The sequence below is a fragment of the Emticicia sp. CRIBPO genome, from assembly GCF_009905725.1.
Classification (GTDB): Bacteria; Bacteroidota; Bacteroidia; order Cytophagales; family Spirosomataceae; genus Leadbetterella.
In genome coordinates this window covers 354,888-367,504 of the sequence record NZ_JAAAKV010000007.1, presented here as the reverse complement: position 1 = coordinate 367,504, position 12,617 = coordinate 354,888, and the positions used below count along the sequence as shown (strand labels likewise).

Annotated in this window: 13 protein-coding genes; 9 read left to right on the top strand and 4 right to left on the bottom strand. The window is 43.7% G+C overall.

Translation table 11 applies throughout. The annotated features are described in order from the left end of the window. Positions 1 to 822, bottom strand: a complete 822-nt coding sequence (locus tag GVN16_RS16440; protein WP_166565006.1) for an SDR family NAD(P)-dependent oxidoreductase — start codon at positions 820 to 822, stop codon at positions 1 to 3. 62 nt (positions 823 to 884) lie between these two features. Between GVN16_RS16440 and GVN16_RS16435 the strand changes: the two genes are divergently transcribed. Then, entirely contained in the window at positions 885 to 1,964 is a 1,080-nt protein-coding gene (locus tag GVN16_RS16435; RefSeq protein WP_166565005.1) for an isoaspartyl peptidase/L-asparaginase family protein, read from the top strand. A gap of 101 nt (positions 1,965 to 2,065) precedes the next feature. Next, positions 2,066 to 2,704, top strand: coding sequence for a uridine kinase (udk, locus tag GVN16_RS16430; RefSeq protein WP_166565004.1), 639 nt, complete (start codon positions 2,066 to 2,068; stop codon positions 2,702 to 2,704). 42 nt (positions 2,705 to 2,746) lie between these two features. Here the strand turns inward: udk and GVN16_RS16425 are convergent, their stop codons facing one another. Next, positions 2,747 to 3,733 carry a ribonucleotide-diphosphate reductase subunit beta gene (locus tag GVN16_RS16425; protein WP_166565003.1) on the bottom strand — a complete coding sequence of 329 codons (987 nt, stop codon included), beginning with the start codon at positions 3,731 to 3,733 and terminating at the stop codon, positions 2,747 to 2,749. A gap of 368 nt (positions 3,734 to 4,101) precedes the next feature. On the opposite strand from GVN16_RS16425, the gene GVN16_RS16420 reads away from it, so the two are divergent. From GVN16_RS16420 to GVN16_RS16390, 7 genes are all read left to right on the top strand, one after another. Then, positions 4,102 to 4,791 (top strand): GDSL-type esterase/lipase family protein, encoded by a 690-nt coding sequence (locus GVN16_RS16420; protein WP_166565002.1) that lies wholly within the window; start codon positions 4,102 to 4,104, stop codon positions 4,789 to 4,791. Positions 4,792 to 4,797: 6 nt separating this feature from the next. After that, complete coding sequence (locus GVN16_RS16415) at positions 4,798 to 5,916, top strand: lactonase family protein (protein WP_166565001.1); 1,119 nt, start codon at positions 4,798 to 4,800, stop codon at positions 5,914 to 5,916. A gap of 163 nt (positions 5,917 to 6,079) precedes the next feature. Beyond that, positions 6,080 to 6,967 carry a PE-PGRS family protein gene (locus GVN16_RS16410; RefSeq protein ID WP_166565000.1) on the top strand — a complete coding sequence of 296 codons (888 nt, stop codon included), beginning with the start codon at positions 6,080 to 6,082 and terminating at the stop codon, positions 6,965 to 6,967. Positions 6,968 to 7,262: 295 nt separating this feature from the next. After that, positions 7,263 to 7,874, top strand: coding sequence for a hypothetical protein (locus GVN16_RS16405; protein ID WP_166564999.1), 612 nt, complete (start codon positions 7,263 to 7,265; stop codon positions 7,872 to 7,874). Between the two features lie 12 nt (positions 7,875 to 7,886). Next, positions 7,887 to 8,543 (top strand): hypothetical protein, encoded by a 657-nt coding sequence (locus GVN16_RS16400; RefSeq protein ID WP_166564998.1) that lies wholly within the window; start codon positions 7,887 to 7,889, stop codon positions 8,541 to 8,543. Continuing rightward, complete coding sequence (locus GVN16_RS16395; RefSeq protein WP_166564997.1) at positions 8,525 to 9,301, top strand: sensor histidine kinase; 777 nt, start codon at positions 8,525 to 8,527, stop codon at positions 9,299 to 9,301. Before GVN16_RS16400 ends, GVN16_RS16395 begins: the two co-directional genes overlap by 19 nt. A gap of 2 nt (positions 9,302 to 9,303) precedes the next feature. After that, a complete protein-coding gene (locus GVN16_RS16390; protein ID WP_166564996.1) occupies positions 9,304 to 9,960 on the top strand; it encodes a response regulator transcription factor in 657 nt (218 codons plus the stop codon). Here GVN16_RS16390 and GVN16_RS16385 read toward each other — a convergent pair. Next, positions 9,953 to 11,173 carry a DUF2264 domain-containing protein gene (locus GVN16_RS16385; protein WP_166564995.1) on the bottom strand — a complete coding sequence of 407 codons (1,221 nt, stop codon included), beginning with the start codon at positions 11,171 to 11,173 and terminating at the stop codon, positions 9,953 to 9,955. The genes GVN16_RS16390 and GVN16_RS16385 overlap by 8 nt on opposite strands. Before the next feature lie 14 nt (positions 11,174 to 11,187). Beyond that, complete coding sequence (ffh, locus tag GVN16_RS16380) at positions 11,188 to 12,504, bottom strand: signal recognition particle protein (protein ID WP_166564994.1); 1,317 nt, start codon at positions 12,502 to 12,504, stop codon at positions 11,188 to 11,190. Positions 12,505 to 12,617: the final 113 nt, after the last annotated feature.

Below are 12,617 nucleotides of genomic sequence, written 5' to 3'. Positions count from 1 at the left end.
CTACTGCAGATAATATTCAAATCCCAGCGGATCAGGATATTTGAATTTGTATTGGGTAGCCTCCAGAAATTTAGCGGAACTGATGATTTTAAATGGTTCCGGTTTTGTGCTTTTTATGAATTCCGGTGCCGTATATAAGGTCTTGTCTGAGCAGTCCGTCATCACGTCTTTTCTGACCGGATGCCCCGGAGCAACCAGGTTAAAGCGGTCATTCCAGACATTTTTGATGATTACCGTCAGGATGGCATTAACGACATCGTCCTGGTGAATATAATTGACGGGAGTCTGCCCGTTGGTGAGGTCTTTCTTTCCTGAATAATACTTGCATGGAATCCGGTCATAACCCATCAGCCCACCACACCTAAGGATGGTGATTCTCCTGTCTGAGCCTGTCGCAAAGTCCCATAATTTATTTTCTGCTTTGATGATCACATGATCGGGGTCTGCGTCTTCTTCGGTCATTTCCCTGTTCAGATCCTGGTAAACGGAAGTTGAGCTGATAAAAATAATGTCCCTGACCGGGCTTTTTTCTATTTCGCGGATAAGAGCATCAATTTGCTGTAAATGGAAATCTTCGCTGTGTTGCCGGAGTCGCGGAGGAAAATTGATCAGTAAAACAGAGGAATCAAAAAAGCCGGCACCTTCACCCGGCATCAGATCAGGATTAAAAGTAATCTGAAAAGGCTCGATCTTGTTTTCAAGAAGTTCGGGTATTTTTTCTGCTCTGGTGGTTGAGCCTTTGACAGACCATCCTGCCCTGGCGAGTGAGCTTGCCAGGGGAAGACCCAGCCATCCACACCCTAATATTGAAATTGTTTTCATTTTATGTTTAGAGAAACTAAAGTATCTTGTAATTTAGTACCAATATCTAAACGTCAAACCAAATGAAAAAGTTAGTCCTCCTGGCTTTGTTTTTTACTGCCACTTATTCCCAGAGCCTTTTCGGGCAATCTGCCAAAGATAAAATCACCCTTGTTATCCACGGCGGAGCCGGTACAATCACCCGTAAAAACATGAGCCCTGAGAAGGAAAAAGCCTACAGGGAAAAACTGGAAGAATCATTGAGAACCGGTTACGCAGTGCTGCAAAAAGGAGGCACAAGTTTAGATGCCGTAGAAGCGGCCATCCATGTGATGGAAGACTCTCCGCTCTTTAATGCGGGCAAAGGAGCGGTGTTTACCCACGACGGGAAAAACGAAATGGACGCCTCGATCATGGACGGTGCCACCCTCAAAGCCGGGGCTATTGCCGGAGTAACAACCATCAGGAACCCGATTTCTACCGCCAGGAAGGTGATGGACAAATCAGTCCACGTGATGCTCATTGGAAAAGGAGCCGAAGAATTTGCCAAACTGCAGGGAGAAACCATCGTTGACCCGAGTTATTTTTATACCGAAACCCGTTGGAAGGCCCTTCAGAATGCATTGAAGGAAGAAAAAGTGGAGCTTGATCATACCGAAAAAAAGAAAGAAGAAAAGACAAAGGAAGTTCCTAAAAAAGTAGGGAAGATATCGAAAGAAGAAAAAAATATGTTTGTGGAAGGCAAGAAATTCGGCACCGTAGGCTGTGTGGCCCTGGACCAGTTCGGGAACCTTGCTGCCGGAACATCTACCGGGGGAATGACCAATAAAAAATGGAACCGTGTGGGGGATGCTCCGATCATCGGGGCCGGTACCTACGCCAACAATGCCACCTGTGCCATTTCGGCCACCGGGCACGGCGAGTTTTTTATCCGGGCTGTTGTGGGGCATGATGTATCTGCCTTAATGGAATACAAAGGCCTGTCTGTAAAAGAGGCAGCTAATGAAGTAGTGATGAACAAGCTTGTTAAAATGGGTGGAGAAGGCGGCCTGATCGCATTGGACAGAAACGGAAATGTGGCGATGCCGTTCAATTCGGAAGGTATGTACAGAGGCTACATCAAAACGGACGGAACCGTGGTGATTGAAATTTATAAGGATTGAAACTATTTACCTGAACAATTAGCAGATTAGCCGGGCCATTTATTAATTTTGCAAAAGATTAGCAGATTTATAAGTGTTTTTGGTATAAAAAACCATCCTAAATGACTGAAACCAAACAGCCGTATATCATAGGTATAACCGGGGGAAGTGCTTCCGGAAAAACTTTTTTTTTGAACAGTCTTTTAAGTCATTTCACCATTGATGAGGTTTGTTTAATTTCCCAGGACAATTACTACAAAATCCTTTCCGAGGTTCCGAAAGACCAGAACGGCGTTGAAAATTTTGACCTGCCTGATGCCATTGATTTCGTCGAATTTGCACAGCACATCCGTGACCTGAAAGAGGGGAGAGTCGTGCATAAGAAAGAATATACCTTCAATAACCCCTCGGCTGTTCCTCATATCCTTGAGTTCCTGCCTGCCCCGGTGATTGTGGTAGAAGGTATTTTTGTTTTCCACTCTTACGAAGTTTCCAAGCTGCTTGATCTGAAAGTATTTATCGATGCCAAAGAGCACATCAAAATAAAAAGGAGGATCATCCGGGATAATAACGAAAGAGGCTATGACCTCGATGACGTTTTGTACCGCTGGGAAAATCATGTGGCCCCTACCTACGAGAAATTTATCGGGCCCACCAAACACGAAGCCGACATTATCATCAATAATAACCAGCATTTTGAGAACGGACTGAAGATCCTGACTTCTTACATCAATCTCGTTCTAAACAAAAAAGAGGCTTGAAAAAGCCTCTTTTTTTATATCGCAAATGTCCTTTTTCTGTCATTAAAAATCCTCATCCAAAGAGAACGACATCTTTTCCCTATCTGAGGTAACACCCGCTTTCTGATACTCTCCTACGCGTTTTTCGAAGAAATTGGTTTTCCCCTGAAGAGAGATCATGTCCATGAAATCAAACGGGTTGGTTGCATTGTAAACCTTTTTCAGCTGCAGCGATTCCAGCAGGTGATCCGCTACGAATTCAATGTACTGACACATCTGCAAGGCGTTCATTCCGATCAGTGAAACGGGAAGGGCGTCGGTCACAAATTCTTTTTCGATTTCTACCGCATCTTTGATGATCTGGTAGACGTCGTTTTCAGGAAGTTTGTTTTTGATGTGGTCTGTATACAGCAGACAGGCGAAGTCTCTGTGAAGTCCCTCATCCCTCGAGATCAGCTCGTTTGAGAAAGTAAGACCCGGCATTAAGCCTCTTTTCTTTAACCAGAAAATAGAGCAGAATGAGCCGGAAAAGAAAATACCTTCAACAGCGGCAAAAGCAATCAGACGTTCGATAAAATTACCGTTTTCTATCCAGCGGATAGCCCAGTCTGCCTTTTTCTTTACACATGGAATGTGGTCAATGGCGTTAAGCATTTTACCTCTTTCGGTAGTGTCTTTGATATAAGTATCTATCAGTAAAGAATAAGTTTCAGCGTGAATGTTCTCAATCATGATCTGAAAACCATAGAAACATTTGGCTTCAGCATATTGAACATTAGAAAGAAACCCCACGGCAAGGTTTTCATTGACGATACCGTCAGAAGCCGCAAAAAACGCAAGGACATGAGAAATAAAGTGTCTTTCCCCTGAATTTAAGCTGTCCCAGTCTTTGGTATCTTGTGATAAATCTAATTCCTCAGCAGTCCAGAACGAAGCTTCCGCCTTTTTGTAATACTCCCAGATGTCCGGATGTTTGATGGGAAAAATCACAAACCTGGAGGGATCATCGATTAATAGAGGTTCGCTGTCTTTTAACTCTGCGTCAGTCATAATAATAATAAAGTTATAGATTTCTAAATGTTATTTTGAATAAGTCTAAACAAGTAAACGCAGATCAAAAATAGCGGAAATTAATTCAATCCACAAGCAGAATTTTTGAAAATAGAAGTATTCGGTTTACATGGCGGCTTACGTGCAGGGTAACACCAAAACGGTCATGATTGATTCCCGGAAAGGGCATTAAAATTAAAAAAACTTCTGCCAAAAGAGACACACGACTCACTTACAGCCTGCTTATTTTTTCCGGATTTGCAGGTACGGATTTCGTATGTTTCTGATCCGTCGGGTTTATTTTTTTAATAAGCATTTTCCTGCTATTTTGCATATAAATTATTCAACATTAAAATTGTATAGCTAGCATGAAAAATATCTTTCTGGTCTTACTGCTGTTCGTGGCAGCTTGTTCACCCATCAAAAAATACAAGGAGACTTACCATGACATGGCCGTTTCGTGGGAGCCTGAAATTCAGAAACTGGAACAAAAAGACAAAGAAGAAAAAGACCCTGAAAATGCCATTTTATATATCGGAAGCTCCAGCATCAGGCTCTGGAAAAATATTGATAAAGACATGGCTCCTTATCCGGCTATCCAGAGGGGATACGGCGGGGCAAGGTTCACTGACCTGATCTATTACACCGACAGGATCGTCTACCCGCATAAATTCAGGGCACTGGTGGTTTTTGTGGCCAATGATATCACAGGAAGCGACCAGGACAGAACGCCGCAGCAGATATTGGACCTTTACAAAGGGGTGGTTCAGATTGTTCGTAAAAAATTTAAGAAAGAGCCGATCTACTTCGTTGGCATTACGCCCGTGAACAGCCGCTGGGCCCACTGGCCGAAAGCAAAAGAGGCTAACCGACTGGTAAGAGATTGGTCAGAAAGTAAACCCAACCAGTTTTACATTGACACAGAAGCAGCCTATCTGAATGCAGAAGGAAAACCGAGGGCTGAGCTGTTCATCGGCGATCAGCTACATCAGAATCAGAAAGGATATGACCTGTGGGCTTCTATTATTAAAAAAAGACTGGACGAGACTCTAAAGTAAACCGATATGAAAAAATACTCTGTATTAGCGATGGCCGCCATCCTGTTATTCAGCGGCTGCACAAATTCGAAAACAAAAATGCAATCACCGTATAAATTCCTGGTGGGGACCTACACTAAAAAAGGAAGCAAAGGTATTTATGCCTACGGATTTGATCCGAAAACCCTGGAAGTAACGCTGCTTTCAACGGCCCCGAAAATTGATGATCCCTCATACCTGGTGATTTCTGCAGACAACAAACACGTTTATTCGGTAAGTGAAACTGAAGGTGGAAGTGTGGTCGCTCTTGATTTTGATCCGGAAAGCGGACAGTTCAAAACACTTAAAACCGTCGGCTCCGGCGGAGCACACCCTTGTTACATTATGCTTGACAAAACCGGCAAGTGGGTTTTGGTAGGAAACTATACCGGTGGTAATCTTTCGGTCATTCCGGTTCAGCCTGACGGCAATATCGGAGACGCTGTCCAGACCATTCAACATACCGGAAAAGGACCTAATGCCCAGCGTCAGGAGAAACCCCATGTGCACTCTGTCAATATTGCTCCAAATAATAAGGACGTGTATGTGGCAGATCTGGGAACAGACAAGCTGATGGCTTATCGTCTGGATGAAAAGACCGGAAAGCTGACTGAAGGGAACTCTGTATCGGTATCAGCCGGATCAGGCCCGAGACATATGGCTTTTCACCCGAAAGAACCTTTTGCTTATGTTATCCAGGAACTGACCGGAAAAATCACAGCCTTTAAATATACAGACAACAAGCTGGAGACGATCGAAGAGGTATCTACCTTACCGGCCGGTTTTACAGGGAATAACTCTTGTGCCGACATCCATATATCAGACGACGGCAGGTTTTTATATGGCTCCAACCGTTTTCATGACACCATTGTGATCTTTGAGATAGATTCCAAAACCGGGAAACTTACTTTGGTAGGCCACGAGCCGGTATTGGGCAAGACCCCGAGAAATTTTGCGATTGACCCAACCGGGAAATTCGTCTTCGTAGCCAACCAGGATACAGACAATATCGTGATTTTCAGAAGAGACGCAAAAACCGGGAAACTGACCCCAACAGGCAAGGAAATTAGTGTTTCGATGCCGATTTGTGTGAAGTTTTTGAACTGATCCGGTTTTATATTTTAAAGCCACGGAAGAATGCCTCTTCCGTGGCTTTTTATTTTTTCTTACCGGAGAATAAATTTTAAGAGGCTATTTCATAAATAAGGATGACATATTTAGATTAAAGCTCTATTTTTGACGTTTATAGTTTACCATATAAGTAAGATAAATGACCAAATCAGTATATATATTTTTCTCCGCCATTTTTTTACAATCCTGTTTTTTGTTTGATCAGCCGGAACCTGTTGATAAGGACACCCTAGCTTCCTTTGATGCCAATCCGGGCATCTTTCCGATCGCCCCCGGGAATGTTGACGAGGCCTCAGGGATTGTCGATTCAAGAAACATTGACCATACGCTTTGGGTGGCTGAAGACAGTGATAATAAGGCCGGGCTGGATCTGATTACTCACTCGGGGCAATATATCAGGAAAGTGACTTTTAACGGGACAAACCGCGACTGGGAGGATATAGCCATTGGGCCGGGACCTGTTGCCAATAAAAGTTATCTGTATGTAGGGGATATAGGAGATAACAACGCTGTTTACCCGGAGTATTATATCTATCGTTTTCCTGAGCCGGTGGCAGGTCAGACGAGTGTGGATACTTACGATAAAATCACATTTACGTATTCAGATAAAAACAGCTATGACAGTGAAACCTTACTGCTGGACCCGCTGACAAAAGACCTTTATATCCTGACCAAAAGACAATTATTCGTGAATCTTTTCAAATTGCCTTACCCTCAGGCCACAGACAAACCGATGGTGGCTGAATTTGTCAAGGCCGTTCCTTATTCTTTACTTACAGGTGGGGATATCTCATCAGATGGTCAGGAAATACTCCTCAGAAATTATAATGCCATTTATTATATCAAACGCAGGGCATCAGAAAGTATGGTGGACGCTTTGTCAAGGAATCATGATCTTGTGGCTCCTTATGTGGAAGAGCCGCAGGGAGAAGGGGTTTGCTTTGACAAAGAAAACAAAGGATACTTTACGATCAGCGAAAGAGCCCAGGCTTCTTCAGTGAATCTGTACTACTTTAAAAAGAAATAAGAGCCAGCTGTTTCAGGAAAGGACCTTTCTGAATCTTCTGGTTTGCCGGGGAACACATGCTTTCGAAATGTTGATTTCAGCAACAAAAGTTGAAATCTCCGGCAGAATTAACGATATACGAATACCGTTTTTTAACCCATTTCGACAGGGAAAACACCCGATTTGCAGGGTACAAGTGTTTATTTATTAGATGTTTATGGTTAATTTTAAATGAGCGTAGAAACACCTTATGATCAAAAGGTGAGTATTTTCTATAGCTTTATCAAAAATTTAACACCTTTAAAACCGACTCATCATGAAAAAAACGCTTATTATCTCCAACCTTTTTTGGGTTCTCCTGTTTTCTGCTCTGCTCTTTAAAAACTGCACACCTAAAAAACCTGCTCCTGAAAAATGCGAAGACTTAGCCAAAAGTTATGAGAAAGACCCTTTTGTAGGGTTTCCGAGCGAGACGGCCAAAGTGATGTCTCAATTGTACGTGAAAAAACACTATGCGGCGATTAACCGGATGATGAAAATGGAAGATGCCAGGGCCGTGTGGTTTAGCCTGGATTCTCTCAAAAAGTACATCTGGCATATCGAAAAAGCTTCGTGCGAAACGGGCTCTGCCAAATTAGCGGATCTGGGCATCAGGATATATTTTGCAGAATACCCGGATGCCGAAACGATGAAAACACTTCCCGGACTTGAAGATGCTGACCCTAGACTGGCGGGTAAACACAGTGTTTTCCTGGTGCCGACGGTTAAGAAAGAAGGGGCAGACAAAGACTTTGATCCGATTGTAGAATGGAAAAAACAAAAAGATTCAGGTAAGAAGTTTTTAGTACAGCCTGATTATTCCTCATCCGTCATGAACCACGCGTCTCTTTGTCCGGTTGCCTGTGGCACCTCGGATTTATCATATTAATTTACATATCAAATGGGCCAGTTGTTTTTTCTTAAGTTGTTGAACGTGGTTATCCTGCTGTCAGGAGTAGCGGGCTTTGTCAGGTGGAAAGAGATAAAAGATTCTTACTGGAAATGGTTTCCGGTGTATCTTATTATCCTTGGCTTGCTCAACCTGCTGGCTTTTTACATGATTGATACCAAAAACATTAAATCCAATCAATGGCTTGTGATCTATCTGATTATCCCGTTTGAATTTCTGTTCGCCTTCTGGCTTTTTCTGAAGAAAGCAGAGACAAGACCTCAAAAGACCCTCATTCTGACCGGAATGGGGGTTTATCTTCTTTCTTTTTTCATTGAAATCCTGTTGAAAGAAGAAATGAAAGAGCTTTATTTTCTTTCGTTCTCTTATACGATGGGCAATATCTTTATGCTCATTTTTATCCTTTTATATTTCTGGAAACTTTCTGTTTCAGAAAAAATCCTGTTCTTTTATAGGGAGAGAATGTTCTGGGTCTGTGTGGGAATGCTATTTTTCTGGCTGGGGTCGTTGCCCTATTACGGCCTTTTTAATTACATGGTTAAAAACTTCATGAACATACTGCCGGCTTATGCGTGGTTGATGCTGTCTCTTAATTATCTGATGTACACCTTATTTGCCGTGAGCTTTATATGGGGGAAAGAGAACTGATCATATTTATATTTCTCATTAACATCATCCTCCTCATTTTCATAGTCGGGGTGGTGGCGTTTATATTTCAGTACAGAAAACGCAAAATAGAGCATGATAAACAACTTATCAAAATCAATGAGCAGCATGTCAAAGACCTTTTGTCTTCACAGATAGAAGTTCAGCAGCAGACCATGATTGATATCGGCAAAGAGATTCATGATAACTTAGGACAAAAACTTACGCTGGCATCCATATATTTGCAACAGATTCCGTACAAAAAAGAAGGGGGGAGCCTGATCCACCAGACCGAAGAGGTGAACGGGCTGCTGAACGAGATTTTAAGGGATTTAAGGCAGCTTTCCCAGACGTTGGTCAACCCTGAATTTTATGAGTCCGATCTTCTGGTACTTCTGAAAAAAGAAGTAGAAAGGGTAAACGGCATGACTCCCGTGCAGATTATTATGCAAACCACGGAAGCGAGCCTTAACCTGAATATGGTGCAAAGAAATGCTATTTTCAGGATCATTCAGGAGTTTGTGCAAAACTGTCTGAAACACAGCCAGTGTAACAAAATAGACCTGAACATCACCAAAAATGAAAAGACACTCAGGTTTGAGGTGAGCGACAACGGCATAGGATTTGAACAGGAGAAGAGTTTGCCGGGGATTGGCCTGACCAACATGAAACGCAGGGCCATAGAACTCGGAGCGAGTTATGAGATGGAATCACAACCCGGGCAGGGCACTAAAATTATATTACAACTTGAAACGGATTAAATATGAAATACTCGGTTGTTATCGTCGATGATCACTTGCTGATAGCCAAGGCCATCAGTTCTATTGTCGATGGCTTCGAAAATTATAACGTTTTATATGAAGTAGAAAACGGGAGTATCCTCAATAAGAAATTCAAGATCAGGGAAAACATCCCCGACATCATATTGCTTGACATCTCCATGCCCATCATGGATGGTTTCGAAACCGCCCTGTGGTTAAAAGAGAATTATCCTGAAATACTGGTGATGGCCCTTTCGGTACAGGACAATGATGAATCTTTATTGAAAATGGTCAAAAACGGGGCGAAAGGATATCTCCATAAGAATGTCCATCCCGAAGAACTCAAAATGGCCCTGGACAAGCTCACCACCAAAGGTATTTATTTTCCCGACTGGGCTACCAGTAAGTTCCTGCTAAACCTGACGGGTGAAAGTAAACTGCTTAAGAAGAACATGTTGTTTCAGATCAGCGACCGCGAAAGGGAGTTCCTGAGTTATGTATGCACTGAAATGACGTACAAAGAGATCGCAGAAAAAATGATCTGCAGCCCGAGGACGATCGAAGGCTACAGAGATGCCCTGTTTGAAAAACTGGACGTGCACACCCGGGTAGGTCTGGCGTTGTTTGCTATCAAAAACAACATTTACAAGATTACTTAATGGCGTGGTCGGCGTCGAGGTCTTCACCGTTCCATACCTTCTTTGAGGTCCAGGATTGGGGAGGTGCAGCCCAGAATTCATTTTCAGGAGCCAGTCCCAACGGCAGAAGGATGACAGAGCACAGGTACAAACTGCCGGTAGAAATATACCCTTCAGATAGCCTGGGCTGATGTCCGTTCAGGCCAATTCTCAGCCAGCCTTTTGTGTCGTAATTTTCCGGACTTTCATTGGTTTTTCTGATGACTGCCGTCAGGGCTTCCCTCACCTGGGCAGGGTTTATTTCCTTAGGCAATTTTTGTAGTAAAGCGATATTGGCCAGGTTTTGAAATGCTCCGCCACGATACACGATGGAACGTCCGATGACCGGAAAAGAGCCATCGGTGGCGACAAATCTTTCCTGAACAGCCGCGTACCGGACAGCCCTGGTCATAGCGGTTTCGAGCGTCTGGGCGTAAGACTTATCCTTTAAGGCCACAATGTTCAGTATATCTGTCAGAAAAGGCTGGATGACAAAGCTGTTGTAATAATCCCAGTGGAAATCTGGGCCGTCACCATAAATACCGTCTCCTTTATACCATTGGTCGTGCTGGGAAATGGCATAATCTACCCTCATTTTATCATATTCAAAACCATATTTCAGAAAAAACGCCTCGATCATTCCGCTGAACAAAAGCCAGTTACTTCTGCCGGGCTTGATGTTCCGGGTCAATAAAAAGGCATTGTAAACCTGCTTCTGAACGTCTTTGTTGAGAGCATTCCATAGTTTCGGGCTGCGGATGAGTCCGTTGGCGAGAAAAGCGGCATCAACGAGTGGTTGCCCGCCTTCCGTGAAATTCATATAGTCCTTTGAGGAAGGATTGACGGCGTTTTGTAAGGCCTTGACGGTTAAGCTGAAATATTTACTTCTCAGCTCATTTTCTTTTTTATCTGTGCCGTCTTCGAGGTTAAGCCACGAAGCAATACCGGCCAGCAAACGGCCAAAGGCTTCAAGATGGGAATAGAACTCCCGGTTTTTTCCGGTAGATTCGACCGGCATCCGCACTTTTAGCTGGTCTTCGGCTAGGGAAGTCAATACGGGGGAGGCGATTTTCTCCAGTATACTCAGCCAATATTGCCGGGTAGTCATTTCTGCAGGAGCAGCACTGACTTTGAGATTAAATACATTGGCCAGACCCAGGAGTCCGGCCGATTTGAAAAAATGCCTTCTGAGCATAGCGGTGTTGTTTATCAGCCAAACATCTTGCTTCTGCTGCCCGGCTGCATTTTGTTCATTTTCTTCATCATCTTTCTCATCTGGTCAAATTGCTTGAGCAGATTGTTGACTTCCTGAATACTGGTGCCGCTACCTGAGGCAATCCGCTTTCTTCTGCTGCCGTCTATGATGTCCGGGTTTTCACGTTCCTTTTTGGTCATGGAGTGAATCACCGCCTCGATAGGCTTGAAGGAGTTATTGTCAAGGTCAATATCTTTTACGGCAGAGCCCACACCCGGGATCATCCCCATGATGTCTTTGATATTACCCATTTTTTTGATCTGCTGAAGTTGCGTAAGAAAGTCATCAAGGTCAAACTTGTTCTCACGCATTTTTTTATTGAGCTTCTTGGCTTCGTCTTCGTCAAAAGCCTGCTGGGCCCTTTCTACCAGGGAGATCACGTCACCCATGCCCAGGATCCTGCTGGCCATACGATCAGGGTGGAAGATGTCAAGGTCTTCCATTTTCTCACCCGTCGACATGAACTTGATCGGTTTCTCCACTACGGCTTTGATGGAGATTGCCGCACCACCTCTTGAATCACCGTCCAGTTTGGTCAGTACAACACCATCAAAATCAAGTCTTTCGTTAAAGGTTTTGGCCGTGTTGACCGCATCCTGACCTGTCATCGAGTCAACAACGAAGAGGATTTCAGTAGGCGAAACTGCTTTTTTAACATTTTCAACCTCGGTCATCATCACTTCATCCACCGCCAGACGACCGGCGGTATCTATAATCACGACACTTTTACCTCTCTTTTTAGCTTCTGCTACGGCATTGGTAGCGATGGAAACCGCATCTTTATTGTCAGGTTCTGCATATACCTCCACACCAATCTGCTCGCCAAGGACCTGTAGCTGGGTAATCGCCGCCGGACGGTAAATATCACAGGCAACCAAAAGAACCTGGCGGCCTTGTTTTTTCAGGTAATTGGCAAACTTTCCTGAGAAAGTCGTTTTACCTGAACCTTGCAAACCGGCAATCAGTACTACAGCCGGAGAGCCTTTGATGTTGACAGTCTGTGCCTGTCCGCCCATCAGTTCGGTCAGTTCTTCCTGAACAATCTTAACAAAAAGCTGACCCGGTTCCACGGCAATCATGACCTTGCGGTCCAGGGCTTCCTGCTTAACTCTATCGGTTACTTCTTTAGCTACTTTATAGTTAACATCGGCATCCATCAGGGCCTTGCGGATTTCCTTGACGGTGCTGGCAATATTCACATCGGTGATCCTGCCTTGTCCTTTCAGGGTTTTAAAAGCCCCGTTTAATTTATCCTGTAAGTTCTCAAACATGATCTAAATTCTTCTTTAAGCATTTTTCGGAACGCAAATTTAGGAATTTGCCGGCCGCTAAGGAAATAGAAGCCGCATTTATTTTTTGTAGGTGGCTGGGGGAGAGGTATTTT